Below are 26264 nucleotides of genomic sequence, written 5' to 3' on the forward strand. Positions count from 1 at the left end.
TCCAAGGGCCGTTGTGGACGGAATCTGCCTCCGGCGGCGCAGGTTCATATCCTTATGCCAATTCGAACTATTCGCAAGTTCACGAGATAGATGGGTGTGCCCATGGGTTTCTCGGGTGCCCGCCTAGCCAAGCAAAAGCATTGTGAAGAAGAAACACAGTGCCACAACAAATGGAGCTACGATAAAGCGCACCACTCTAGCCTTCCCTGCCCTCTCTTCTTTTAGTTGCTCAAACAACACGAAGGCAAGCAACGGAAGAAATACAAAGAAATATGTCATGATCATCATGCCTAGCATCGGCGCTGGCAATGGAGGTAATTGCTCAAAATCATCACTTGGGTAAATCGTTCGCAACAGTAAGATCCCCGAAACACCTGCAATGCAGGCTATCCACAACAAGTATCTCATACATCTAGCCCTGTTTCTGAGAGGGCGCAAGGTGACATTCTGGCTCTGTTGAAAACACGGCGGCTGGCACTGCCATCTCGAGCGACACGAACTCTGCCAGTGTAGACCAACGGAGTTCGGCTTGCACTCATCGAACCGGGAACAGGAGTGGTGCCCAATGAGCACACCTTGGCCACCATCCCCAGCCGCACCTTACGATGCGCGCACAAAAAAACCCCGGCGACTCCAAGGAGGGGGAAGTCGCCGGGGCTGGGGGTTACGTGGTTGTGGGGGCAACCACGCTGGGGAAACGCATTAGCGAGGGAAACGCTAGTACTTCCATTCGAAACCGGTTTGCAGGCCGTGCAGCACGATCGAGTCGTTCGAGTCGACAATGCCCACGTAGTCCGCACCCGACCATTCGGTGGGAATCTGCTCGGTGGAGAGGGCCACACCCGTGATCGCAATCACGCGGTAGGCCGTGGTCCAGCGACAGTTGTTGCTGAGGTGGTAACCCACACCAGCCCGCAGTTCGCCCATGAAGGACACGTCGGTCTTGTCGGAGTTAACCACCGCGGCACTGGTACCGTCCGCCAGGTAAACTTCGCCATCGCCACCGGCCCACACGCGTTGGTTGCTGCTGATGCTGTTGCCATAGATACCCATTTGGGTGTCGCAGAACAGGCTCAGCTTGCAACCAACCATGTAGTTCATGTTGCCACCGAACTGGAAGCCGACCAGTTCGTTGTCGACATTGATATCGTGGAAGATGGTGTTGTCGTCCGTGGGCAGGAAGCCGACGTAGTCCACCGGATCGGTGGCCACGCTGCTGTCGGAGTACATGGCGGCGAGTTGAAAGTCGTCGTCCAGCTTCATGTATCGCACACCGCAGACCGCGTTGACGCTCAGCGGCGACGGGCAGGCCGCTGTGCCGCCGCCCATCGGGAAGCGGATGAAGTTGAGCTCCACGTTCTGGACGCTGAAGTTCTGGCGAGCACGCATGCCGAGCAGACGGACGGTACCGGTCGCCAAATCGGGGTTGTAGATACCGTCGAAGTAGGTCGGCAACTCTTCAGCCGCGTAGGTACCACCGGCGGCGCCGTCGCGGTCGAATTGCAGGCCGTTGTAGTTGACCACGCTAAACAGGCGGTCGGTATCGGTCAGCGAATCGATGATCGCCGCCGACTCATCGTCTTCGGCCAATCCCCAGTAAACCACTTCCCAGGCGCAAGGTCGTTGTGCACTGCCACCGCAGGGATCGCAACTGACGGGACGACCAAACGTGCTGCCGAAACGGATCTCGGCACCCCACTGCCATTGTGGCTCGATGTTGTCAGTCGAGAGAACAACGTCCTGCTGGGTGGGGTAGTAGGGGTAGGTCGTCGCTTCGTCGGCCGAAATGGCAAACCGGCTGTAACTGGGATTGTCCCGTGTCATGAACAAAGCGTAGGCGCCGAAGAACCACTGGCGGCCACAGCCCGTGTTGCAAGCGCCGTCGCCCAGCAGCTTGTGCGTTCCGCCGCCACCGAAGGCGCCGTAATCGCAGTCCGGATAGCACGAGCTGTTATTGCAGCCATACGAACCGCCAGGTGCCTGGACATAGCCTTCCCAACTGCCCGAAGTCCCCTGGTTGCAGTTGCAGTCGGCCGTCGACGAAACGGTGGTCGGAGAACCGCCCCCTTGCACGGGCGCCGAGTGAGCTTCTGACGCGGGTGGCGGTGGAACCGACTCGGCTTCGGCGGTCTCGTCCATCATCGCGTACCGCTGGCCAGGCGCGGGGGCCTGGTAGTTGGGCAGTTGGTACTCCGCTACACGGTAGCCTTGCTGGGGAGGCGCCGAAGCGGTTTGCGGCGGCACATAGGCGGGAGCCGACTGCTGCGGTGGCGCGTAACGTTGCACCTGGGTTGCCTGCTGAGCCGGAGCTTGCGCAGGCGGTGCAGTTACCTTGTAGGGACCAACCTGCGGCTGAACGGCCGGCGTGGAAGCCGGCTGTTGCCGATACGGGCTGTACTGTTGCTGCTGCCCGTACTGCTGCTGGCCGTACTGTGTACCGGCCTGCGAGTAGGGTGCTTGAAAGTTGGGAGCCGTTTGCGCTACAGCGAACGAGCCACCACCGGTCAGCGCAAGCACGAATGCTCCCCAAGTGCGCAGACCTGCTAATCGAGAACGTATCATCCGAGCGACCTCCTAAACTCCATTTTGTGGGTTCGCGGTCCCACGCTCCTGGCGCAGGTTCTGATGTGCGGGTGAGAGGAGACGCGGCAGGCACATCCACGACATCCTTGTGTGGATCCCTTGCTCGACTTTCGACAGTCGAAGCGAGGGGACTGCGCGGCCCTTCCTACCCCCATCAATCGTCCCTCCAGGCGCGCCGGTCGCGATAATCGCGCTAACCAGGCGCAAAAGGGATACCCGCAGGCCGGTCAATCGCTACGCCAGGAAGAAGCCCCGCAATCGACAAGGTCGCCGCAGCCAGCAAGGTTTAACGCGCGCTATCAGAATGTGGCTGACACCTAGCGGACGGTGCCAGCCGGCGCTGTAGAGAAGAATTGGCAATGGGCAAGCAGCTTTTACGCCGCGCCGCGGTGCTCGATGAGCTCCGGCTTCGCCACTGGGGGCAAGCTGGCGGGAGCATCGACCAATGCTCTGCCAGCGTAGTAAGACAGCACCTCGCTGGTGAGGGCATGGTAGTCCTGGGCGCCGGCCGACGACTTGTCGTAGCCAAAGATGGACTTGCCGAAGCTCGGCGCCTCGGCCAGGCGGATGTTGCGGCGAATCCGCGAACTAAACAGCCGGGCGTGCTCCCACACCGGGCCTTCGGTTCGCAGGTGGTCGAAGTATTCCTCGACGTCGCCCGATACTTCGTTGGCGAGCCGGGTGCCCGATTCGTACAGGCAGAGCACCACGCCGGCCATCCGCAGGCGATGGTTGAGTCGGGATGCTACCAGCCCGACGGTCTGCATCAGCTTGCTCAAGCCGTGCAGGGCCAGAAAGTGCGGCTGGAGCGGCAGAAAAACGTCCTCTACCGCCGCTAGCGCGTTGAGCGTCAGCAAACCGAGCGACGGCGGGCAATCGATGATCAGGTAGTCGAGGTCGCCGGACACCTTTGCTAGCTTGTCCCGCAGAATCGCTTCGCGGCCCACCACGCCAGCCAACTCCACTTCGGCGGCCGCGAGGTCCAAGTGCGCAGCGGCCACCTTCAGGCCGTTGTCCACGGTGCGCCACATGCTGGCAAACTCGGCGTCGCCGGTCAGCAGGTGATAGGTCGTGTTGCGGGCACTGCGGGGGTCGATGCCCAGGTGCAGCGTGGCGTGGGCCTGTGGATCGAGGTCCACCAGCGCCACGCGTTTGCCCTGTCGCGCGAGGCCGTCGCTCAGATTCACGGCGGTGGTGGTTTTACCAACGCCACCTTTTTGATTGATGATGGCAATCGAGCGCATGGGGGGCAATCCTTTGCCGAGCAGAAGTTGAAAACCGAAACGTGGCGGCAGAGTGTAAGAGAACGCCCCCGGCCGTCCCATAGCAATTCGCAGCCAATGCTAGCACGGCTGGCTGGGTACACCTATGGGAGAACTTTCGCGGACCGCGTGGCGGTCCGGCTATTTCAACTCGCTGGTACCTATCAAGTCTTGTGAGTTTTGGGCCAACTTCCGGGATTTACATCCATGGGCCCAAAACTCGCTCGGTTTTGTCGCCACGCAATTGGTGAAACCACTATTTTTCTCGGCCAAACCAATCGGGGGGTGCGACAAAACCCCGCGCGTTGTTCTCCGCATGTTGGGGGATACGCTCCGGGGACTGGGGGATTCAGAAATTCGGCATCACTTACTCGCCTACTCGCCTACTCACTTACTCACTTACTCACTTACTCACTTACTCACCTACTCACTTACTCACCTACTCACTTACTCACCTACTCACCTACTCACTTATTCACTCATTCACCTTACTGCCCACCGCCCACTGCCCACTGCCCACCCGCGTTTAACACGACCAGGGGCCTGACGGCCCCCGCTCGCCGGTGTGTGTACGTACTGTCACCAGCTTATTGGACCACACCACAGGCCGCTTTCAACAATGATTTTTGGACACCGCGCATTGCCCCGTCTCGCCCACCAAGCCGCGACTAGTGACCGCGGAGAAGGACCAGCCAGGAATTAAAGGGGGAAATTAAAGGGGACATTCTACTTTTCCTCTAACCTCGGCCTGCCCCGTGGGCGGAGGGTCGACTCCAGTCCTAACTCTCCTGCAGTTTTAGCTTGCCACGACGACTCCCCGAAAGGTGTCCCCCGGGCCACGCACTTTCGTAGTGCGGCAAGTTCGGCCTCTGTCTCGACGCCGTTCACGTAGTTGGTCCAGCCGCGGGATTTTTCTAGCGGCCCGGTCGATAACAAACCCTCCGGTCCGCTCCGCTTCGAGGGCTTGAGACTCGACCACTCCCAGTCTTGGCTCCGCTCGACCAACCCGGCCCGCAGCGGATTGCGTTCGATGTACCGCAGCACGGTCCAGTAGTGCTCGTCGTCCTGCACCGGGAAGGCCTTGAAGCGGCCCTGCCAGACGTGACCGCTCGACTGGTAGTGGCGATGGTAGCGGCGGACATGCGAAGTCATGAGCCACTGCATCCAGCGGCTGAGGTCGCCGTCGTGGTGCGGCCAGAGCAGCAGATGAAAATGGTTGGTCATCAAACAGTAGCCCACCACCCGCATGGCGAGCCGCTCGTTGGCCAGCCGCATCAAGTCGACGAAAGCCAGGAAGTCGGCGTCTTTATGAAACACATCGCCGCGGGCGTTCCCTCGATTGAGAACGTGGTAGAGGTAGCCACCTTGCGAGGCTCTGGCGGTTCTGGGCATAGAGGCCAGTGTAGCAGCGGCTGGGGAGGAATTAAAGTAGAATGTCCCCTTTATTCCTCCGTTGCGGCGGGGTGGCAATGCGACCCGGCACATTTTGGGTGCCACTGCTGGCTTGTCGAGTGTGGCCCCGATGAAGGAGTCGGAGCAGCGAGTTGGGGCAAACACTCGCCGGACGGGTGGCACTGACGGGCCATCAGGTTGCTGTGTGCCACTGGCTTCGCCAGTGAATTGAACTGCCGCGAAGCAATACCTGCGGAGCCCCATCGAAAACGAGTCCGGCACTTTGACGGTCACCGCCATTTGCATGAGCTGACCTTCTATTGTTACCGTCGTCTGCCACTTCTCACCACGCCTTCTGCCCAGTGGTTCGACCGTAGTGGTGTGCAGACCGAACACAGTTAGCCTGCACTGGCAGAGCCAGTGGCACACACGCGAAGCCCAAGCGGTTCTGGGCATAGAGGCCGGTGTAGCAGCGGCTGAGAGAGCAATAAAGTAGAATGTCCCCTTTATTCCCCTTAACTACTATCACATCGGTGGTTTGGCGTTCGATCCGTTGCAGGACGTGCTGTACATGGCGGATCGGCGGACGGATGCGATCGAGGTGTACGATACCAATACCTGGGACCTGTTGGGCAGTCTGCCGGTGGGGGAGGATATTGGTGCAGAATTCTCTCCGGTGCCTAACTTTCTTTCCACTTCCGCCGATGCACGGCTGCTGTTCGTAACGACCGGTTCGGGGGTGCGGATGTTGGAGAATCCCTTTGCAGTCCCCGAGCCTTCTTCTATTATCCTACTCGCCATCTTAGTGACCTATGCTTTGGTACCTATTGGTAACAGGTTGCAGATGATGAGTAACTCGCTGTGAGTTTTCTTCTGATTTCATGCCGTGCAGCCGTCCTGTGTAAATAAACGACAGTTGGTTTGTCTTAACGTCGGGTCTATTGGATAACGCGGAACTTGAAATGACATTGCAAACTCTCAATCTACTTTAGCCAGTGGCACTTAGCTTCCTCAATAAACAGATCGATATGCGGGCATCATTCACTCAAAGTCAGGCCAAGTTCTTTTTCGAGAATGCGTACCCCCTCTGCGACGGAGCAATGTAGCGGAAGGGAGTAGCATTCCCCATCCCATGTACAGAGCCACGGTGCATTCGACATCAGCGCCACCATCAAGTCACCAGAAGCTAGAAATGCTTTCGTGTTGTAGAAAACAATCCAGCCATAGTCTTTGTGGATTGTCTTCTGATCGTCGATGTCAACGTCCTCACCAAACTCCAGTCGTATTTTCTGCAGTATAGCTTGTCGAAATTCTTCGGGATCCATGTTTTGCTCAGTAGTTTGTCGGGAGAAAATAAAGACCCTCGTATTCATCGAGGTTTGATATCCTGGAATTGTTTTGGCCGTCAAAGAAATGCACTTTACCATTCTTGTTTATCACATTGAAGGCGTGGGACGTACCATCCTTCCTATAACCCACTACAACCCCTCGATTACCAACATTTCCTGCGATTGATTGCCGTATATTCGACAACGAAGATGGAACGAAGAACTTGCCGTTATCGATCACAGACTCAACATACTGCAAACCTTCGAGAAAGGTCTTTGGGTACCACGAATTAAAGGGGACATTCTACTTTTCCTCTAACCTCGGCCTGCCCCGTGGGCGGAGGGTCGACTCCAATCCCAACTCTCCCGCTGTCTGAATCCGCCAAGACGACTCCCCGAAAGGTGTGCCGCGGGCCACGCACTTTCGTAGTGCGGCAAGTTCGGCCTCTGTCTCGACGCCGTTCACGTAATTGGTCCAGCCGCGGCGGGGTGGCACTGCCAGCCGGCACGTTTCGGGTGCCACTGCTGGCTTGTCGAGGGTGGACCCATTGAGTGAGTCGGAGCGGCTAGTTGGGCCAAACACGGTCCGCCACGATGTCCCTTGACCAGCAGTGTGCGTAAGGTTTGGTGTGCAACTCGCCACGGTGTTACACTTGCGGCATGTCCTCTGCCAAGCCTCAGCGAAAACGAGTCCGGCACTTCGACCGGCAGGGCGAGATTCACGAGTTGACGTTCTCGTGCTACCACCGGTAACCCTTATTAGAGGACGACTGCCGAGGTGATCGGCCGTGCCACCGGATTGGTTTGCTGGAGAATCTAACTTTACGAGCTACTGAGGCTGCCCACAGAGCACTGCATCGAGAAGTACTCGAGGCTTCGGCTCTTGCTCGGGTTCGATCAGAAATCCGGTCAGTCGCGGATCAAGCGGTTGCCGGTGTAGGTATCCGGTTCCAGATCGGTAGCCAGCCACTCGTCGAGCAGCACACTGGTTTCGCTGCCGGTGCGTTCCAGGCGACGTATCCAGGTGGACCGCAAGAGGCCGAAGCTGTCGAACATCTCAGGGTCGAACAATCCCATTGCCGCGGCGGCAACTTGCTGGTTTTCACTGTCGTTGGGGCCCGCCTCGCCACACTCGTGACGCAGGCCGCAGATGGTTCCGCGTAGTGCGGGCCAGTCCGCCGGTTCGTCGCCTCGGGCCACTCGGCTGGCGGCCAGGGTGCCGAGTTGCTCGATCTCACGCGGATTGTGGGCAAAGGCGGCCACCTGGGCGAATGGCAGGAAGCAAGCCACCAGTTCGTCGGTCAGCCGATGCAGCCGCGCCCGCAGATTGCGGAAGCGAACCACGTCGCGATAGGCCGACTCGTCGCGCCCGGCCAGCAGTTCGTTGAGCCGGTTGGCCACATCGCGATGCCCTGCCAGTACGTTGGTGGTGATGGGGCCGGTTTCGTGGCGGGCGTGCTGCGCATCGTGGGCGAATCCCAAAGCCGCCAGCGTGCGGGCGAGCACTTCGCTGGTGTCGATCTCAACCGACAGGCGAAACAACCGGGGCGTCAGCGGTCGGGCATCCGACTTGCTGGCCGCCACGGCGTACATACGGAGGTCTTGCCCCCAGCTATCAAAGCGACAGCGTGAGGCGACCCAATAGTCGACTAGCGCTGGTTCGGCCAGTTCGGGTTGGTCGCAGGCGAGAGTGCGAGCATTGGCGGCTAACAGGCCGGCCACTTCCAGAAGTTCTTGCGATTGCATGGCATTGGGCGCGTGTGGGGCGTGGCTCGCCTCAGCGGTCGGGGAGGTGCGTCGGCGACCGAGCGAGTTGAGATCGTTCGGTCGCCGACACTGAAGAGGTTCGTACTCCCGGGTAACGCACCCCGCGTGCCAGAGTGCAGCGGCAGTTGCCAGGACCTGAAAAGACCGACACTTTTACAGCGGGGCCTGCCGGATCGGTCGCCCGGACGTTGCGTTTTTACCCCACCAGGCGCGGCAGCATGTTGCCTTTCGGCCACATGAGGCGGCGAATCACTGAGCGGCAGACGACTGCACACCCACGGGATGGCGGATCTGCAGTTTGAAGAAGATGCGATACACCGGTTCGGGCATCTGCTGCGTGGGGAAGTGCGTCCTGGGCGTAACGCCACTGCGGAGCACCACGGCATCGTTCCAGGTATCGCTGAGGGTTGGTTCACCCTGATTGTTGATGAACAGATGATCGTTCACCCGCGGGACCATGGGGGCCTCGAGACTACGCACGCTGCCGTCCTGGAACAACGTGTTGACGATGTTGCCACCATGATTGGCACCGGTTTGATAGTTCTCCACCATGCTCGGTTCGTCGGCCAACACCGGTACCAGGCAGTTGCGGCGGTTGCGGGCCGGCAGGTAGCACTTGCCCCGCACGTAACCTGGTTGATAGGCGTAGCTGCCGGCCGACATTTGCTTCAATTCCGTTAGCCAGTTTCCTTTGGCAACTGCCAATTCGGCCGTGGTGGGCACGTGGAATCCGTGACCGCTGCGTTCGATCTGCTCGGCCACTGGCGAATCGGGGCACACGAACAACTGATCGAAGGCTTCGCCTTGCATGTAGTCCGCTTCACGCAATCGCGTGGCGAAGATGCCAACGTGCTCGTCCGGCCGCACCACAGGGTAGTAGCCGCGATGCTCTTCGGAGTACTGCGTCAGTAGCACGCCGAGCTGACGAAGGTTGTTCGTGCAGTTGATTTGCTGCGAATGATTCCGGGCGGAATACAGGGCGGGAGTCAACAAGCTGCCCACCGCCAACAGAATGCCCAGGGCAACCGTCATGTCCATGGGCGTCATGAAACCGGTAGCCGCAGCGATGCCCATCGGACGGTATTCTTCCTCCTCCGACTCCGCACAACCGGCTAAAACGCTAGCGGTGGTGCGATCGGCAAGCCCGCGAGGAATGGGGTTGGTGGGCTTGCCACACTGGGGATCGCCCAGGCAGTCGCGAACCTGCTCGAGTTCGTCGCGGAGCTCTGGATCCTCGGCCAACGCCTGCTCAATTCGCAAGCGATCGTCGTCGTCCAGTTCGCCCAGGGCGTAAGCTATGAGATCTTCACGCATCAGAACGTCGGAATCGCCACTGCAGAGGGCCAGTAGATTAGGGAAAACTCCCCGCCAGTGGTCCACTGACGGGGAGTCGATTGTAACGCAAACCTGTCACCGATTGTTTGTCGCCGGTAACGGTGGTTGCCTCGCTCTCTATTCTACTACGCCCGTGGGGCGGATAACGTTCGGCCTTTTTGGCAGGCAATTTTCGGCAACTTACTTGCCGTCGGAACCATGCGCCTGTTCCCACGCATCGCCCAATTGCTGCACGGCCGAGTGCAGACGGCTTTTAACCGTTCCAACCGGTACAGCCAGCTCTTCGGCTGCTTCCCGGTATTTCATGCCGCGGAAATAGACCAGGCCAATGGCCGAGGCCAACTGCTCGGGCAGTGCGGCCACGGCGCTGCGAACCCACTCCATCCGCTCGCGGAGGTCGAATCGTTCGGACGGGCTCGCTTCACCCGACTCCAGCAGATTCATCAGGGTGCCGACCTCGGAATGGGCGGCGCGCTGCGGCCGATCGAGACTGGCAATCTGATGACGCTTGTTCCGACGCTGCAGATCAATCGCCTGATTGGTGGCAATTGTGTACAGCCAGGGACGGAATCGGCGCGAGCCATCGAACGTATGGCATTTGCTATGTACCTGCATGAACGTGTTCTGGAACGCGTCCTCGGCCAGGGCGGCATCGCCCAAGAAGCGGCGCAGATAACTATATAGTTCCCGCTCGTACCGCTGGACCAGTTCGCTGAGCAACAGCTCATCGCCGGATTCACGATACTCGAGCAGCAATTGTTCATCCTCCCGTCCATCGGCAGTCGCCGGGCGGGTGGTCTTACGACGTGTTTCTTCCTTGCGTGCAGTTTTCATAATAATCCGAACTCCTCAGCTGGAGAGTCCGACGCTCAAGGGAACCGAGTCCATGGATTCCCCTCCCGTCAAAAATGGGTACCCGCCGTCCTCGCATTGTACGCGCATCCATGGACAGCGGGATAGGCAAAAGGCCGGAGTTTAGGTTCCACCCCTCATGGCCAATCGCAAGGATTTATAAATGCAACCGGTGTGCCACCTAGCACACCTGACCGCTACGGTTTAGTGCTCAAATGTATTTAACCCCATAGCAGTTAATCGGTTACGTGTTGAAGGGGGGAGTTGGTTCGCGCATTTTTTGAAAATCCTACAATTTATCTATCTGCCAAAATTGCACTCCATTGCACAAACGGTGTCCCATAATCGACCGCCGAGAGCCATTATGAGACACTCACAGACTGCGGTCATCCGCACCACTAGCCGTAGGCCGCACCCTTTCAATAGCCGCTGCGCAGCTCTGTCCGGTATTTGCGTGATTACCCTTTGCGGAGGTCTTTCTGGACCTCTAGACTCTGTTTCATCGCCCCCCGCAAGAGAGCCTGCACTTTTGCTGGCAATCCTGGGGTGCGGAGCGGCCTCTTTCCGCAAATACTCGCCCAAACACTTGACTTGGATTTCAGTTTCCCGAAAGTGGACTAGAGAGAGCGTTTACCGAAGGTATGTGGTGTCGCCCGGTGGGAGGGGCTTTAGTCGCCACGATTCGATGGGTGCTACGACTCGCATGAGATGCCCCGGGAGAGCATTACGAGTTTCTGATGGGAACTCCTCCGTCTTGTCCTTGGAGTCGACGCTGGTGAACTCAACTGATCTCTTTTCTACTTTCTGTTCGCTTTCGAGACCCGTCGCTTCCTGCGTAGGTTAGCGGCCGAATTCTGGGGAAATTTGGGTCTCGTACGTTTCGCTGTCCAACCTCACAAGGAGTCTAATGATGATCTGCGCTCAAGCTGCGCGCATGCTGAGCCGCTGCTCGATCGTTACAATCGCCGCCACACTTGCGCTGGCCACCTCGGCGTTTGCAACCATCCCCTATGGATCGGCCGGTGGACCCTTTCCCGGCTTTGGTCCTGATGTAATCGCCCCCAACGACGTTGGAGGCAAAGAGTATTCGCACGACTTGGATACCGACGACACCGGAGCTCTCGATCCCCAGCAAGTCATCGCCTGGGATGGTGTTGGAGGGGTCGTGGACGTGGCCGACTATACAGGCACCCGGCCCAACTGGACAGCGGAGAACGACGTCGACGCCCTGGCCAACTCCGGCGACTATGCCTATACGCAGTTGAAGGAGGATCGGGCTCACCTGATTTTCTCGTTCGACGACACGTATCACACGATCACCGCCGCTGGGGGTGTCGTGGTTTCTACCTTGCCCTCAGCCGGTCCGATTGCGTTGCCGATCGGCATGGCCGGTGGTGCCGGGGAACTATCGTACGAGGAAGCCACTGGCTATGGCGCGGCGGCCAGCACCATCGGCACCTGGGCCAAGCAGGCCGAGATCAATGGCATGCCGCTGCCCGACGACGTGGATGCCGTGGAGGTCTGGGGACCGGAACCACCGCTGTGGGACGCCGACAAGTACTCGCTAGACAACGACATCTTCAGCGGCACTTCGATTTGGAACGCTTCGGGCAGCACCTACTTGCCGCAGTCTGTCATCGCATCGGCGGTCATCTCTCTGTTGGGTCCCGATATCGATCCCGACCTGATTGACCTCGACGCCCTGATGGTGCACGACGTGTTCGGCGAGAGAGAGCGTTGGGACGATGGCCCGGATGGACCTGGCGACGAGATCATTTTCAGCATTCGCCAGATACCCAGCGCGGCTTACCCAAGCGGTTTCTACGCCACGGGTAGCGAGCTGTTTGTGCTCAACGCCAGTGCTCCGACCGAGTTCCTCAAGCATGGCGGACATGTGTGGGACAAGACCTACGCGTTGACGTCCTTCAACATTGGCGGCGACAACGAGCGGGCCATCCTGGACATCAATGCCATTGAAGCCGTGGGCGAATTTGCCGTGCCGGAGCCCGCTAGCATGATTCTGCTCGCCATCGGTGCCGGAGCGATGGTCCTGGTGCGGCGTAAATACCAGGCCACGCGCGATGCCATTTAGTCAACCATAGACTTTACACCGTTTCGCCTGTGCAAGCGGGTTGCCATCAACCCGTTTGTGCAGGCACTGTTGATTCACCTCACCGTTGTTGAAACTTGGAAGGAAGCTGATGATGAAGTGTGAACTGTTGGCGCGCTCGCCGCGCGTGATCCTCACCCCGATGTTGCTGGCCGTACTGGGCACCTGGAATTCCGCAGGAGCCGAAGACTACTACCGAGAGTTACCTTACCTGCCGACGGTGAAGATCAATCCGCAGGGCGAAGGGGCCACGAGTGTCGACACTGTATACGGCAAAGAGTTCTCGCGCAGCAATCCCGACGCCGTGAACGATCCTGACCGGCAAAACGCCCAAGACGGCGATGCCGGCGGCATGCTCGACCCGCTGCAAGTGGTCTCCTGGGATGGCCTCCAGGGGCGCATCAACAGCAACAGCGGATCGGTCGACGCCTTCGACTATGGCACCGGCACCGCGTTCAACTATCCCGAAGGACAGATCGACTCGCTGGCAAACCACAACGACCTCCTGCTCAAGCAGGTCTTGCGCAACGAAGCGTCGCTGTTGTTTTCCACCACCGCCGACCTGGGCGGCGGACGCGTACATTATGAGGCCCCAGTAGGGCCCGGCGCGGGTCTGAACGTAGGCCACGGCGTGTGGGCCGCTCACGAAGCGCCCGCGGGTGGCCCTGGTGTGAACCATCACCCCGTGTACGACCTGGACGCCTTGGAAGTTTGGGGCCCCGAACCCCCTTCGCATGACCTGGAGCTCGGACCGGCGCTCCAGGTCAAGGAAGGCTACCTGGGCGGCATGGGTCCACCCCCCGGACCGGCCACGGCCGACGCCACTCGTTTCTCGCTGGATCTGGATGCAGCGACTGGCACGTCGGTGTGGGCCTACTCACCAGCCACGGCCGCCTCGCCGGCGCCGTTTGTCTCGCCATGGGTTCCGCATGCGGAGATCGTCGCGGCGGTGGAAGAACTGTTTCTCGTTCCCACGTACGGAGCGGGAGCTCGCTTCAACGACGAGGTACGGCGTGCCATCGACGTCGATGCCACCATGGCACGCGACATGGATGCCCCGGCCGGCACCGCAGGCGCGTTCTGGGGGCCTGGCGATGAGCTGTTGTTCTCCATCGATCCGCTCGGCACCGTCGAAGTGATGGACGCCACCGGCGGCGTGGCGGGCAGCGCCACGATCGACGGCGGCGAGATCATGCACCTGATGAAGACGGGCACCGGCATGGGCTCGGGCTCGTTCGTCATCGATTACCTGAACCATGGCGGACACCTGTGGGACACCGCGTTCGATGTCGCGTCGACGTTTGGCTACGAGCACGAAGATATCGACGCCCTGGAAGCGGTTGGCGTAATCGAAGGTACCGACATCACGCTTCCCGAGCCTGGCAGCATCGCGATCTGTGGCCTGGGCATCGCGATGGCCGGTCTGTATCGCTTTCGCCGTCGCTAGCGGTTGCTGACAACACGCGCTCGAGTTTCGCAGCGTCGTGCCTGGACTCCAGGCACGACGCTTTTTCTTTGCCAGCGCAACGCATTCTGGGAAGGCCCGGACGGGCGTGCTAGAATCCTGGACTTGCCCGCCGGTCCTTTGCACCCTTTGCCCCCCGCACTGCAACATGCCCTACCAGACACTCATTTCGGTCGAACAGCTCCAACAGCTTTTGCAGCAGGGTCAGCCGGTGGTGCTGGTCGATTGCCGCTTCGAACTGGCCGACCCCGCCGCGGGCGAGGCGCAATACGCCGCGGGGCATCTTCCGTCGGCCGTGTACGCGCACCTGGATCGCGACCTGTCGTCCCCCATCACCGAGACCTCGGGCCGACATCCACTGCCGGACGCCGACGCGCTGGCCGCCAAGTTTGCCAGTTGGGGTATCGATGGCTCGCGGCAGGTCGTGGCCTACGATAGTTCGGGCGGAGCGTTCGCTTCGCGCCTGTGGTGGCTCGCGCGGTGGCTTGGTCTGCGCAACGTCGCGGTGCTCGACGGAGGTTTCGCCGCCTGGCAAGCGGCCGGAGGCGAACTGTCGCAGGACACCCCCACACCCACCCCAACCGAGTTCACCGCCACACCGGACCATTCGCTATGGGTCACTTCCGAGCAACTGGCCACGGCCGTGGCCGAAGACTCCGTGGTACTGGTCGACGCCCGTGCTCCCGAGCGCTACCGTGGCGAAGTGGAACCGATCGATCCGGTGGCGGGACACGTGCCCGGCGCGTTGAACTTGCCTCACGTGCAAAACCTGGACGATGCGGGCAATTACCTACCGGCGCAAAATTTGCGCACGCGATTTGCACCTTTGTTCGATCACGGCCACCAGGTAGTGCATATGTGCGGCTCGGGCGTCACCGCGTGCGTGAATTTGTTGGCCAGCGAACACGCTGGGGTAAGTGGCGCAAAGTTGTACGCCGGTTCTTGGAGCGAATGGATCCGCGATACAGCGCGTCCTGTTGAATCGGTGGGCGAGAATCATTAGGAGCATTGTGTCATTAAAGTTGGCATTGTGCGGCGGAGACGGTTAGAATCAGCGCACCCACCCCCATCACGCCCTCCCACCACCCATGGGTCCCGCCGTGCGTCGATTGATAATTGCAGTTGCCTGCTGCGTGCTGATCGCCGAAGTTGCTCCGGCTGATGAGCATTCTTCTCTCGAGTTCTACGAAGCCAAGATACGTCCGATACTCGTTAACCGTTGTTATGAGTGCCACGACGGCGAGAACGCCGAAGGCGCGGCGAACCTGCGGCTCGACTATCGTGGCGGATGGCAAACCGGTGGTGATAGCGGACCTGCCATTGCAGCCGACAAACCGGAACAGAGTTTGCTGCTGCGGGCAATCTCCTATGACGATCCCGACTTGCAGATGCCCCCGCGAAGCAAGATGCCGGATCGCGAGATCGAGTTGCTCCGACAGTGGATTGCCAGTGGTGCGATCGCACCAGACACCGAACCCTCCAAGGAAGGTGGCAGCCAAGCCATCGACATCCAGGCCCGCCGCGACGCGCACTGGGCCTGGCAACCAGTCGCCCGCCCCGAGGTGCCCCCGGTTGCCGACGACCAGTGGCCCCAGGACGACATCGACCGCTTCGTCCTGGCGAAGCTGGAAGCCGCCGGGCTGAAGCCGGCCGACGCCGCCCAGCGGAGCACCTGGTTGCGCCGCGTGACGTTCGACCTGACCGGCCTGCCGCCAACCGTGGAAGAAATCGAGCAGTTCCTGGCCGACGATGCGGACGACGCCTGCGAGCGGGTGGTCGATCGACTGTTGGCCAGCAAAGCCTTCGGCGAATGCTGGGCGCAGCACTGGCTCGACTTGATGCGTTACGCCGAGACCCGCGGCCACGAAGGCGATTACAACATTCCCCACGCCTGGCGCTATCGCGACTACGCCATCCGCGCGTTCAACTCGAATGTGCCGTACAACCAGTTGGTTGTGGAACACATTGCCGGCGACCTGATGCCGGTGCCGCGGATCGATGCAGAAACGCGTACCAACCAGTCGATCCAAGCCACCGCCTGGTGGCACCTGGGCGAGGCGACCCACGCGCCAGTTGATATTCGCGGCGAAGAGGCCGATCGCATCGACAACCAGATCGACGTATTCGGCAAGGCGTTTCTCGGCATGACCGTGGCCTGCGCCCGGTGTCACGACCACAAGTTCGACGCCATCTCTTCCGACGACTACTACGCGCTGTGCGGATTCATTCAAAGCAGCAGCTATCAATTGGCCAACGTGGCCGATCCCGAACTGCAGGCGCGACTGTACGACCAATTGGCCGAACTGAATCGCCGCGAAGCTCCCGCCCTGCTGACGGCCTACACGCAGCAAGCAAAATCCCGCCTCGACGGACTTGCCGCTGGGGTCGTTAAGCATCTGCTATCGGACGAAGGCGCCGAAGAGCTGAGCAAAATGCTGGCCAACGCCGACCACCCGCTGCACCTGCTGGCCGTCGCTTTGCACGCCGAACAGCACGGGCACGATGTGGCGCAGGCCGTGCAACAGGCGTTGGATAAGGCGGCGGCGGAACTGAGCGCCGAAGCAACAGGCACATCGGTCATCGACTTCGCCACGACCGATGGTACCCTGCCCTACGCCGATTGGCGGACCAGCGGGGTCGGCTATGGCGAAGGCCCCGTCGACGCATTGGCGGTTCTCGCCACCGGCGATCGCGAGCGCCCACTGCGCGTCATCGAACGCCCTGTGGCGACGAACCTCGTGGCCAGCCCTCAACTGACGGGTCTGTATCGCACGCGGACCTTTGAAGTGACCGCTGGCCAGGTGTGGTATCGCTATCGCGGCAAGGCCAACGTGTTCCTGGCGGTCGATTCGCACCGCACAGTGCACGGCCCGCTGCATACTATTTGTCCGCAATCGCTCGACTCGGGCGGTGACTGGGCCTGGTACAGTCACTCCACCAGCGACTACCTGGGCCATCGCGTGCACGTCGACTTCGTGCCGACCGGCGGCTTCGAACTGGCCGAAGTGCGTCAAAGCGACACACAGCCCGGCGGAGCATTGCACGTGGCCATCGCCATGCGGGCGAGTGGCCGATTCGATCGCGACGGCGTCGCCTCCGCCACGGTGGCGGCCTTCGCCGCGGCGCTGGAGCGGGGCTCGGCGGGCGAGGCCACCCCGGAAGACGCGCAGTTGATCAATTGGCTCGTGGCCCACGACCACTGCCTGCCGCCGGCTTCGGGCGACGCAGCGGTTGCGTATCAGGCGGCGCTCGACAAATTCCAGCAGCAGCGCACCGAGCTCCAGCGGCAGATCCCCGCGCCGCAGTACTCCCTGGCGCTGGTGGATGGCAGCAGCGAGAACGAATTCGTACATCTTCGCGGCAGCCACAAACGTCTGGCCGAAAGCCCCACGCCGCGGCGACTGCTCACCGCGCTGGGTGGCGAGTTCCCCATCGAGCATGGCAGCGGGCGACTCGAGCTGGCGCAGCGCATCGCCAGTGGCGACAATCCGCTGGTCGCGCGAACCTACGTCAATCGCATATGGGCTCACCTCATGGGGGGCGGCATTGTCAGCACCGTCGACAACCTGGGCGTCCTGGGCCAACCGCCCACGCATCCCGAGTTGCTCGACTACCTGGCCAGCGAGTTCGTCGACGGCGGCTGGAACACCAAAGCGCTGATCCGCCGGGTGGTGCTCTCCAGCACCTACCGCCAACAAAGCCAACCCTCGCCGGCGATACCCAGCGGAGAAATCGAACAGGCCGACCCCGCCAACCGACTGCTGCACGCCAGCCGGGTCCGCCGCATTCCGGCCGAGGCCATTCGCGACTCGCTGCTGGCCGTGTCGGGCGAGCTCGACCCCGGATCGTTCGGGCCAAGCGTGCAGGTGCACATCACCGACTTCATGCGTCACAACCGTAGCCCCAAGGGGAGCGGTCCCTTGGATGGCGAGTGCCGGCGAAGCATCTATGTCGAGGTGCGGCGTAACGCGTTCAATCACTTCCTCGAGGCGTTCGACAAACCGTTGCCGTTTACCGCGGTGGGGTATCGGCATGTGAGCAACTCGGCCGCACAGCCCTTAATGTTGCTTAACGATCCGTTGGTGCATCACCTGATGGACAAATGGTCGGAATCGTTGACAGCGCAGTTCGACGACGACTCCGCGGCCGCCCGTCACGCTTTCCTCACAGCCTACGCTCGCCCGCCGAGCGATTACGAACTCCAGCAGATCACCTCGTTCGTCGCCGCGCAGCAAGCAAAACAACTCCCTCGCGAAACGGCCTGGCGGGATGTTTGCCTGACCCTGGTGAACAGCAAAGAGTTTGTCTTTTTGAAATAGAGAAAGCGGACGCGGCCAGTCGTCCGTCGTACGTCGTAAGCACGGAAACCTCGCTATGCATTGCAATCACTTTGGCGCCGCCCCACTCTCCCGCCGCGAAATGCTGGCTCGTTGTGCCTGCGGTTTCGGCAGCGTGGCCCTGGCGGGACTGGCCGGCGCGGCGGCCCCTGCCCCGCCTGGTTATCGCGGCCGCGCGAAGAGTGTGATATTCCTGTACATGGATGGCGGCGTATCGCAGGTCGACAGCTTCGACTACAAGCCAACACTCAAACGCTTCGACGGCAAGCCATACGAACAGAAGATCGAGCCCACGCAGTTTGCCAACGTCGGCAACACCCTGGCTTCGCCCTGGAAGTTCGCCCAGCATGGCGAGTCGGGCCTGTGGGTCAGCGAGTTGTTTCCCCACATCGCCCAGCAGGCCGACAAGCTGTGTGTTGTGCGGAGCATGGTGAGCGATTTCTCCGAACACAACACGGCCAACTACTTCCTGCACACCGGCTTCGGTCAGGCCGGGCGGCCCAGCATGGGGGCGTGGCTCAGCTACGGGCTTGGCAGCGAGACGCAGGACCTGCCGACCTTCGTCGTGATCAACGGTGGACTCGTCCCCAGTGGCGGGCCCGAGAACTTTGCCGCCGGGTTCCTGCCCGCGTTGCACCAGGCCACGATGTTCAAGCCGCAACAGTTGCCGGTCGCCAACCTGCAGTGCCCACCGGGCATGACCGACGAACGAAGTCGCGATATGCGACACCTGCTGACTTCGCTCGACGCGGGCGTGGCCGAGCAGTACGCCCATAACGACGCCATCGAAAGCGCCATCGCCAACTACGAACTCGCCTATCGCATGCAACTAGCGGTGCCCGACGTCGCGGCGCTCGACGACGAACCGGAGTACATCCGCCAGTTATATGGACTCGACGCCGAGTTCGAAGGGACGCAGGTGTTCGGCCGCGAATGCTTGCTCGCCCGACGGATGGTCGAGCGGGGCGTGCGATTCATCGAACTGACGTGCCCCGGCCTGACCGGTAACGACCGCTGGGACGCGCATTCGAACCTGCGGAAGAATCACTCGCAGAACTCGCAATCGATCGATCAACCCATCGCCGCGCTGATCAAGGACCTCGACGCTCGCGGGCTGTTGGACGAAACACTCATCGTGTGGGCAGGCGAGTTCGGCCGCACACCGTTCGCGCAAGGCACCGACGGCCGCGATCACAATCCGTTTGGCTTCACCATCTTCATGGTTGGCGGCGGTGTCCGCGGTGGCATGGCGTACGGCCAGACCGACGAGTTCGGTTACCGTGTGGTCGAGAACAAGGTCACCATTCACGACTTGCACGCCACGATGCTGCATCTATTAGGCATCGACCACACCCAGCTTACCTATCGGTTCGGCGGACGCGATATGCGTTTGACCGACGTGCATGGCGAACTGGTTACCGACATCCTGGCGTAAGCAAACTGCTTGCAATGGACATCGATAGCAACAATGGGCCGCTTCCCAATCCCTGTAACCAACAAAAACGCTAGCTTGCAGTGTTGTTCGTCGGTTATTTGCCAGGGGACCTGAGTCTTTGGTGCCTAGCTACATGGGCCTTGGTCTATACAATGGACTCCGCACGGCTGCTGCATGGCCGCTGGATCGCAACAGCTACGCGGTTACCCTCAAAGGCAAGCTAGCATGGACCCTTCGAACGACGCATTCGCATTACCCGCCCCTTCCTCGAACAGGCTTGATGCGCCGTGCCGGCGTGAGCCAATCATCATCCAAGGGGGAATGGGTGTCGCCGTTTCCGGTTGGGAGCTCGCAAGTGCTGTTGCCAAGGCTGGGCAACTGGGAGTGGTTTCGGGCACCGCGCTCGATACGGTGCTGGCACGGCGACTTCAGCTAGGCGATCCGGGCGGACACATGCGGCGCGCTCTCGACGCGTTTCCCTACCCGGCCATGGCCAGGCGAATTATCGACCGCTACTTTGTCGACGGCGGACTGCCCCCAGGCGCAACGCTTGCAGCCACCCGAAGCTTGTCGGTGAATCCTAGCCGCGAAGAGCTGGAGCTGGTCGTTGCGGCCAACTTCGTGGAGGTGTACCTGGCCCAAGAAAATCATGATGGGCTGGTCGGCATTAACTATCTGGAAAAGATCCAGACTCCTACCCTTCCCTCGCTGTTCGGCGCCATGTTGGCCGGCGTGGACTATGTACTGATGGGGGCGGGCATCCCGCGGCTGATTCCCGGCATTCTCGATCGATTGCAGGATGGCCTGGAGGTGGAGCTTCCGCTCAACATCATTGGCGCCACGGAAGACGATCCGTTTGTCATGCGTTTCAATCCCATGGAGCTCTGCGGCGGCGAGATCCCCTGGCTCAATCGCCCGAAGTTCCTGGCCATTGTCGCTTCGGCGCCACTGGCCACAATGCTCAAGCGCAAGTCCAACGGCCGCGTGGACGGGTTCGTCATCGAAGGTCCGTCTGCCGGCGGACACAATGCCCCGCCCCGCGGCAAGATGACGCTCGATGATCGCGGTGAACCGATTTACGGCCGCCGCGATGACGTCGACCTTGAAGCGATTGCCGCGTTGGGACTGCCCTTCTGGTTGGCCGGTTCCTACGGCTCGGCCGAAGGGGTCCGCCGCGCCATCGAAGCCGGCGCCACCGGCGTACAGGTGGGTACCGCGTTCGCTTTCTGTCGCGAGTCGGGTTTGCGTCCGGAGCTCCGCGATCACGTGCTCAGTGAGTGCCGCGAGGGTCGGCTCGAGGTGCGAACCGATCCGCTTGCATCGCCCACCGGGTTTCCGTTCAAGGTGCTGCAACTTGCCGGCACCATGTCCGACGATGCGGTCTGTGCGGAGCGGTGTCGGGTGTGCGACCTTGGCTACCTGCAGCAAGGTTATCGCAAAGAGGATGGCACCATTGGTTGGCGGTGCCCTGGCGAACCCGTGAAGTCGTACGTCGCCAAGGGCGGCGACATCGAAGACACCGTGGGGCGAAAGTGCGTCTGCAACTGCCTGCTGGCGAATGTTGGGATGCAACAAACCAGACGCAACGGCTACGAAGAGAAAGAACTGCTAACCTGCGGCACCGATGTCGCCACCCTGGGCCAATTTCTCCGCAGTCCGGAACAAACCAGCTACTCGGCGGTCGACGTGATCGACCATCTGCTGACGGGCATCTCGGCCCATTGCCCCACGCCGGCTGGGTAGAAATCGTGCTGGCGATAGGGCCGCGGCACCAAAATTCGTTGCGGATGATGCTCTTACTCGAGATGCGCCCCGTTGGTTCAGTTTTACTCCCAATTGCGGTTTCCGGCGTCGGCACAGACTTTGCCGGCTGGGCAAACCTGTCGGCCTGTGTGGTGTTTAATCTGGCCGCTTGTCAAGTTCGCGCGAAGATGAGCGTTTTAACTTTCCGCAGGCCGTGTGAAACTACGATAGACTTCCAACGAGTATGAGAGTCTGCGACACGCATGTGTTGGGTGCAAATGGCAGGCTCGCTCTTTCACGCAACATGGATAGGGAAGTCCGGCATGTCACGCACGATCTGCGTCTCCGTCGCCGTTGTAATGCTGGCGGCAGTAAGTCAAGTCAACGCTCAGGGGACTTACCCCCAAGCGGCTAGTGGAGCTTACAACCCGGCTCCCAATAACGTCGACTGGCAAAGCTACGTCGCACCGCGAGCCACGCCTTATCAGGGTGGCTACCGCGTCGCCTCCGGCACCCCCACGCCGGTCCCGCAAGGCTATACCCCGGCCGCCAATCCCAACACGGCAAGCTATCTGCAGGCTCCGGCCGGCTACCACGGCGGTGTTCCATCGTCGGGTGGCTGCGAGTCGTACAGCTCGTACGAACCTTGCTGTCCCGCACCGAGTTGCGATCCCTGCCCGACTCCCTGCACCCGTTGCTGGTACGCTTCGCTGGGCGCCCTGTTCCTCACCCGCGAACCGCAAGACAACTACACGTTCTCTTACGACAGCGCGAACGAAGACGACCAGTACGTGGATGCCGCCAACGCCGACATGGACTTTGCCCCTGGCGTTGAAGCCACGGTTGGCTGGTACGACTGTTGCACGAACGTTGGTTTCGAGCTGACCTACTGGCAGTTGTTCCCCGGTGATGAATCGACCCAAATGCTGGGCGCCGATCTGGCCCCCGGCTTCCTGGATGGTATCCGCAACTACGACCAGCTCGACTACAACGGCGGCACGGCCGACGCCAACGTGAATGCCGCTCAGATTCACCGTCTGACCCGCGGCTGGGAAGTCTACAACGTGGAAGCCAACCGCGTGATCGTGTTCCGTCAGAACGGCTGTGCCAGCCCCTGGCAGTTCCAGAGCCTCGCCGGCTTCCGCTACTTCAAGTTTAAGGAAACGCTCGGCTTCGTGTCCGATCCCACCGAGACGATTATCGATGGCGACCTGGACGAGTACCGCATCAATATCGACACCGACAATCAACTGTTCGGTTTCCAGCTGGGCGGTATATCCGAACGTGCTATCGGTCAGCGGTGGACCATTCGCTTGATCGGTAAGGCGGGTCTGTACAACAACCACATTACCATGAACTATTTCGAAGGTGGTGCGGCCGGTGCGGCCGTGATCAACAACGGACCCAACGCCGGACAAGCAATGATCGTGAACGCCAGCACCAATGACCTGGCGTTCCTCGGCGAATTCGGCGCTGGTGTGACCTGCCGCGTCGGTAACTGCTGGCGACTGGGAGCCGATTACCGCATGATCGGCGTGACAGGCATTGCCCTGCCAACCGACCAGATTTACTTCGACACCCGCGGCATCAACGATGTCCGCATCATCGACAACGACGCCAGCCTGCTGTTGCACGGTGCCTTCGTGCGAGTGGAACGCAGCTTTTAATCGCCCGGCCAAGCGCCGCATGGCGAAGGCAGACCACCAAGGGCAAGCCAGTAGAAAGGTCGCGAACCGACCGACTATTGGCTTGCCCTTTTTCATGCCCTCTACAGCGGTTGCCATTTCGCAACATGTTGACGCTTCGCCACAGGCGGCCACCTCTGGTGTGGTGCCTGGGAGACGGCATAGGGGCTGATAACCGGCACCGGCCCTCCCACCCTACCAATTCGGCCCCTCCGGCACGCGGCGTGCAATACAACTGGCTCTCCAGAAATCTCCGCGCGAGAGCCCGATGGCCGAAGTTACCGAGATCAACCACCCGAGCGACCTGGCCGCGTACCGCGCCACCTGGAATGCGCTGCTGGCACGGACCGCGAATGCGACGTTCTTTCAGACCCTCGATTGGCTGGAGATCTTCTGGCAGCACTTTGGCGACGACCAGCGACTGCGAGTGCTGGTGGTCGAGGAACACGGCCAGGCGATCGGCATCGTGCCGCTGTGCGTCCGCACCCAGCAGCATCGCCTGGGCCCACTGCGTACGCTGACCTATCCACTGGATGGATGGGACAACTTCTACGCACCCCTGGGCGACCGACCGATGGCTACCCTGACGGCGGCCATTGCTTATCTGGGCAAAGCACCGCGCGATTGGGATCGGGTGCAGCTTGTCGGTGCGATCGGCGACATGGGCGACGGCCAGCCAACTCGCCAAAGCATGACACTCGGAGGCATGCGGCCCACCGTCACAGCCATGGGCGTTGCGTCGCTGGTCGACCTGGCGGGCGACTGGGAATCCTACCTCGCGAGTCGCAGCGCGAAGACCCGTCACATGTTGCGGCGGCACCTCCGTGAGGTACAGCAATCGAGTGGCGTCGAGTACCTCCGCCACCGTCCACAGTCGCGGCAACAGGGCGATGGCCAACCGCGATGGGACCTGTTCGACCAATGCCAACAAGTGGCCGAGCAAAGCTGGCAATCGCACTCGGTGGGGGGCAACACGCTGTGCCACCCGCGGTACCGGGACTTCTATCGCGATGCCCATGCCGCGGCCGCCCGGCTCGGCATGCTCGACCTCAACCTGCTCTTGCTTGATGGACAAGCCGTGGCGTTCAACTACAACTACCTCCACCGTGGTAGGCTCACCGGACTGCGGATGGGCTTCGCCCCCCAGGCATCGCAGTTCAGTGCGGGCATGTTGCTGATGGCCGCGATGCTTCGCGACAGTTGCGAACGAGGCGACGCACTCGTTGATTTGGGCGCCGGCAATCAGCCGTTTAAGTGCCGGCTGCGAACCGACGAGCAGATGAGCCACCAGCTAACCTACACTCCCCTGTCCGCGGTGCGATGCCAGGCGTTGAGGCTCGCCCGCTGGGTCCGCGGCGAGACCTCTGTAGCGAGCAAATGAGCCGCACCGTGGCGCCCGGGGGGGCTCTGCCGCTGGTTCGCCGCCCGTGATACGTCTGGTGCACCCAACCGCGAAGCCGATTTGGTCCCCCGAGCTTGACCCGACGACTACGACGTCGAGATCATCGGCACCCGTGTGCCCGAACCCAGCACCTTGGTGCTGGCCGGCCTGCTGGTGGTGGGGTACGCCGCCCGCCGGCGGTGTTGAGTCGAAGCGGACCGCACGATTGGTGCCCTGCCTGGCTGCCATCGCGCGGCCACCTAAATGGTGAAGTGCAGGCGGGAACTCACGTTGGACGCGGAAACCGCAATCACGGCCTCTGACGCGTCGTATTGCCGATACTCGGACTCGGCTTGGCGAATATCGTCGTACGCCGCGAGGAAGGCCAACAGCACATCCGGATCGAAGTGCTGTCCGCCCGCCCGCTTGATGATCTGCAGGGCGTGCTCCTCGGTGTACGGCGACTTGTACGGGCGGTCGCTACGCAGAGCGTCGTACACGTCGGCAATGGCCACGATGCGGGCCGTCAGCGGAATGCGATCTGCCGCCAGACCGTGCGGGTAACCCATGCCGTCCCAACGCTCGTGGTGCGACATGGCAATATCGGCGGCCATTCGCAGCAGTGGATTGCTGTGACGCTCGGCGGGACTCCAGTCGTAGATTCCCGAGTCGAGGCACATCGGCGAAGGTCCCTGTTCGGCCAGGATGCTCCACCCGATCTCGCAGTGTTGCTGCATGATGTGCCATTCGTCGCCGTTCAGCTTGCCTGGCTTGCGAAGCACGGCGTCGGGAATGCCGATCTTGCCGATGTCGTGTAACGTGGCCGCCAGCAACAAGGTTTCACACTCCGACGGGGCCCACCCCATGGCCTCGGCCACCAGGCGACTGTAGGTACCCACCCGAAGAACATGATTGCCGGTATCGTCGTCGCGACACTCGGCCGCTTTGGCGAGCCGCCAGATGATCTCGAGTCGCGAGTCGGCCAGTTCATGGGTGCGCTGTTGAACCTGCAGATCAAGCGACTCCTTCTGCGCTTTCAATTCGTCCGCACAAGCTTTGAGTCGCAACGCATTGTTCAGCCGCGCCAACAGCTCGTTGCTGTCGACCGGTTTGAGCAGCAAGTCGACCGCTCCCATGTCCAATGCACGGGTCTTCAGTCCGGTCTCGCCGCGGCCGGTAACGATGATGAAGGGAATGTCTTGCGTGGCGGGGTCGAGTTGCAGCTTGGACAGCAGATCGAGCCCCGTCATGCCGGGCATGTCGACATCGGAGATTACGACATCGATTCGCTCGCTACGGATGCGTTCGAGCGCGTCGGCGCCTGACTCGGCAAGCACAAAGTCCCAGCGACACCCTCGGTGCCGGAGTATTCTCACGTACGCGTTGAGTACCGAAAGCTCGTCGTCGACAAAGAGAATTCTGTTGTTCATGAAACTCGAGTGCATCAGCGGTCGACAGCCGACGCCTTCAGCGTCGCGCGACTCCATCCGACCTCCCAACAAGTTCAAAAAGATGCGATGCAAATCAACAAGAGTGTATGAACTCGCATGGCCCCGTCGTTTCGGTTGCCAACCAAGCACTCTCCCGCG

At 61.0% G+C, this 26264-nt stretch carries 20 protein-coding genes; 10 read left to right on the forward strand and 10 right to left on the reverse strand.

What is annotated here, in order from left to right:
• Window positions 1-123: 123 nt before the first annotated feature.
• From NG895_RS23960 to NG895_RS23975, 4 genes are all read right to left on the reverse strand, one after another.
• Window positions 124-408, reverse strand: a complete 285-nt coding sequence (locus NG895_RS23960) for a hypothetical protein (RefSeq protein ID WP_252855080.1) — start codon at window positions 406-408, stop codon at window positions 124-126.
• 309 nt (window positions 409-717) lie between these two features.
• Complete coding sequence (locus NG895_RS23965; protein WP_252855081.1) at window positions 718-2562, reverse strand: BBP7 family outer membrane beta-barrel protein; 1845 nt, start codon at window positions 2560-2562, stop codon at window positions 718-720.
• A 395-nt stretch (window positions 2563-2957) separates the two neighbouring features.
• On the reverse strand, window positions 2958-3827 hold the full coding sequence (locus NG895_RS23970) for a ParA family protein (protein WP_252855082.1): 870 nt from the start codon (window positions 3825-3827) through the stop codon (window positions 2958-2960).
• Between the two features lie 744 nt (window positions 3828-4571).
• On the reverse strand, window positions 4572-5237 hold the full coding sequence (locus NG895_RS23975) for a transposase (protein ID WP_252855083.1): 666 nt from the start codon (window positions 5235-5237) through the stop codon (window positions 4572-4574).
• Window positions 5238-5775: 538 nt separating this feature from the next.
• On the opposite strand from NG895_RS23975, the gene NG895_RS23980 reads away from it, so the two are divergent.
• On the forward strand, window positions 5776-6102 hold the full coding sequence (locus NG895_RS23980; protein ID WP_252855084.1) for a YncE family protein: 327 nt from the start codon (window positions 5776-5778) through the stop codon (window positions 6100-6102).
• Between the two features lie 172 nt (window positions 6103-6274).
• On the opposite strand, the gene NG895_RS23985 is transcribed toward NG895_RS23980, so the two are convergent.
• The 5 genes from NG895_RS23985 to NG895_RS24000 all read right to left on the reverse strand — a co-directional run bounded on the left by NG895_RS23985 (window position 6275) and on the right by NG895_RS24000 (window position 10501).
• Entirely contained in the window at window positions 6275-6562 is a 288-nt protein-coding gene (locus NG895_RS23985) for a YrhB domain-containing protein (protein WP_252855085.1), read from the reverse strand.
• A gap of 7 nt (window positions 6563-6569) precedes the next feature.
• Window positions 6570-6806, reverse strand: coding sequence for a toxin glutamine deamidase domain-containing protein (locus tag NG895_RS30970; protein ID WP_425267255.1), 237 nt, complete (start codon window positions 6804-6806; stop codon window positions 6570-6572).
• A gap of 668 nt (window positions 6807-7474) precedes the next feature.
• Entirely contained in the window at window positions 7475-8311 is an 837-nt protein-coding gene (locus NG895_RS23990; protein ID WP_252855086.1) for a hypothetical protein, read from the reverse strand.
• A 270-nt stretch (window positions 8312-8581) separates the two neighbouring features.
• Entirely contained in the window at window positions 8582-9646 is a 1065-nt protein-coding gene (locus tag NG895_RS23995) for a hypothetical protein (protein ID WP_252855087.1), read from the reverse strand.
• Between the two features lie 201 nt (window positions 9647-9847).
• The gene (locus NG895_RS24000; RefSeq protein WP_252855088.1) at window positions 9848-10501 is read right to left on the reverse strand and encodes an RNA polymerase sigma factor; all 654 of its coding nucleotides are present in this window, start codon (window positions 10499-10501) and stop codon (window positions 9848-9850) included.
• Between the two features lie 928 nt (window positions 10502-11429).
• Between NG895_RS24000 and NG895_RS24005 the strand changes: the two genes are divergently transcribed.
• The 9 genes from NG895_RS24005 to NG895_RS30975 all read left to right on the forward strand — a co-directional run bounded on the left by NG895_RS24005 (window position 11430) and on the right by NG895_RS30975 (window position 24882).
• Window positions 11430-12611, forward strand: a complete 1182-nt coding sequence (locus tag NG895_RS24005) for a PEP-CTERM sorting domain-containing protein (protein WP_252855089.1) — start codon at window positions 11430-11432, stop codon at window positions 12609-12611.
• A 112-nt stretch (window positions 12612-12723) separates the two neighbouring features.
• Window positions 12724-14076, forward strand: coding sequence for a hypothetical protein (locus tag NG895_RS24010; protein ID WP_252855090.1), 1353 nt, complete (start codon window positions 12724-12726; stop codon window positions 14074-14076).
• 166 nt (window positions 14077-14242) lie between these two features.
• Window positions 14243-15097: a sulfurtransferase gene (locus NG895_RS24015; RefSeq protein ID WP_252855091.1), complete on the forward strand. Its 855-nt coding sequence runs from the start codon at window positions 14243-14245 to the stop codon at window positions 15095-15097.
• Between the two features lie 97 nt (window positions 15098-15194).
• Window positions 15195-18413 carry a DUF1549 domain-containing protein gene (locus NG895_RS24020; protein WP_252855092.1) on the forward strand — a complete coding sequence of 1073 codons (3219 nt, stop codon included), beginning with the start codon at window positions 15195-15197 and terminating at the stop codon, window positions 18411-18413.
• A 55-nt stretch (window positions 18414-18468) separates the two neighbouring features.
• Complete coding sequence (locus NG895_RS24025; RefSeq protein WP_252855093.1) at window positions 18469-19866, forward strand: DUF1501 domain-containing protein; 1398 nt, start codon at window positions 18469-18471, stop codon at window positions 19864-19866.
• A 225-nt stretch (window positions 19867-20091) separates the two neighbouring features.
• Entirely contained in the window at window positions 20092-21609 is a 1518-nt protein-coding gene (locus tag NG895_RS24030) for a nitronate monooxygenase (protein ID WP_252855094.1), read from the forward strand.
• A 323-nt stretch (window positions 21610-21932) separates the two neighbouring features.
• The gene (locus NG895_RS24035; RefSeq protein ID WP_252855095.1) at window positions 21933-23276 is read left to right on the forward strand and encodes a BBP7 family outer membrane beta-barrel protein; all 1344 of its coding nucleotides are present in this window, start codon (window positions 21933-21935) and stop codon (window positions 23274-23276) included.
• A 286-nt stretch (window positions 23277-23562) separates the two neighbouring features.
• On the forward strand, window positions 23563-24675 hold the full coding sequence (locus NG895_RS24040; protein WP_252855096.1) for a GNAT family N-acetyltransferase: 1113 nt from the start codon (window positions 23563-23565) through the stop codon (window positions 24673-24675).
• 135 nt (window positions 24676-24810) lie between these two features.
• Window positions 24811-24882 carry a PEP-CTERM sorting domain-containing protein gene (locus tag NG895_RS30975; protein ID WP_425267256.1) on the forward strand — a complete coding sequence of 24 codons (72 nt, stop codon included), beginning with the start codon at window positions 24811-24813 and terminating at the stop codon, window positions 24880-24882.
• 53 nt (window positions 24883-24935) lie between these two features.
• On the opposite strand, the gene NG895_RS24045 is transcribed toward NG895_RS30975, so the two are convergent.
• Window positions 24936-26105 (reverse strand): HD-GYP domain-containing protein, encoded by a 1170-nt coding sequence (locus tag NG895_RS24045; RefSeq protein ID WP_252855097.1) that lies wholly within the window; start codon window positions 26103-26105, stop codon window positions 24936-24938.
• Between the last annotated feature and the right edge of the window lie 159 nt (window positions 26106-26264).

Origin of the sequence: Aeoliella straminimaris (assembly GCF_024054565.1) — a bacterium.
Classification (GTDB): Bacteria; Planctomycetota; Planctomycetia; order Pirellulales; family Lacipirellulaceae; genus Aeoliella; species Aeoliella straminimaris.

Excerpts from the sequence above, each read along its gene's own strand:
- NG895_RS23960 (WP_252855080.1), bottom strand. The coding sequence starts at position 408 with ATGAGATACTTGTTGTGGATAGCCTGCATTGCAGGTGTTTCGGGGATC.
- NG895_RS23965 (WP_252855081.1), bottom strand. The coding sequence starts at position 2,562 with ATGATACGTTCTCGATTAGCAGGTCTGCGCACTTGGGGAGCATTCGTG.
- NG895_RS23970 (WP_252855082.1), bottom strand. The coding sequence starts at position 3,827 with ATGCGCTCGATTGCCATCATCAATCAAAAAGGTGGCGTTGGTAAAACC.
- NG895_RS23975 (WP_252855083.1), bottom strand. The coding sequence starts at position 5,237 with ATGCCCAGAACCGCCAGAGCCTCGCAAGGTGGCTACCTCTACCACGTT.
- NG895_RS23985 (WP_252855085.1), bottom strand. The coding sequence starts at position 6,562 with ATGGATCCCGAAGAATTTCGACAAGCTATACTGCAGAAAATACGACTG.
- NG895_RS23990 (WP_252855086.1), bottom strand. The coding sequence starts at position 8,311 with ATGCAATCGCAAGAACTTCTGGAAGTGGCCGGCCTGTTAGCCGCCAAT.
- NG895_RS23995 (WP_252855087.1), bottom strand. The coding sequence starts at position 9,646 with ATGCGTGAAGATCTCATAGCTTACGCCCTGGGCGAACTGGACGACGAC.
- NG895_RS24000 (WP_252855088.1), bottom strand. The coding sequence starts at position 10,501 with ATGAAAACTGCACGCAAGGAAGAAACACGTCGTAAGACCACCCGCCCG.
- NG895_RS24005 (WP_252855089.1), top strand. The coding sequence starts at position 11,430 with ATGATCTGCGCTCAAGCTGCGCGCATGCTGAGCCGCTGCTCGATCGTT.
- NG895_RS24010 (WP_252855090.1), top strand. The coding sequence starts at position 12,724 with ATGAAGTGTGAACTGTTGGCGCGCTCGCCGCGCGTGATCCTCACCCCG.
- NG895_RS24015 (WP_252855091.1), top strand. The coding sequence starts at position 14,243 with ATGCCCTACCAGACACTCATTTCGGTCGAACAGCTCCAACAGCTTTTG.
- NG895_RS24025 (WP_252855093.1), top strand. The coding sequence starts at position 18,469 with ATGCATTGCAATCACTTTGGCGCCGCCCCACTCTCCCGCCGCGAAATG.
- NG895_RS24030 (WP_252855094.1), top strand. The coding sequence starts at position 20,092 with ATGGACCCTTCGAACGACGCATTCGCATTACCCGCCCCTTCCTCGAAC.
- NG895_RS24035 (WP_252855095.1), top strand. The coding sequence starts at position 21,933 with ATGTCACGCACGATCTGCGTCTCCGTCGCCGTTGTAATGCTGGCGGCA.
- NG895_RS24040 (WP_252855096.1), top strand. The coding sequence starts at position 23,563 with ATGGCCGAAGTTACCGAGATCAACCACCCGAGCGACCTGGCCGCGTAC.
- NG895_RS24045 (WP_252855097.1), bottom strand. The coding sequence starts at position 26,105 with ATGAACAACAGAATTCTCTTTGTCGACGACGAGCTTTCGGTACTCAAC.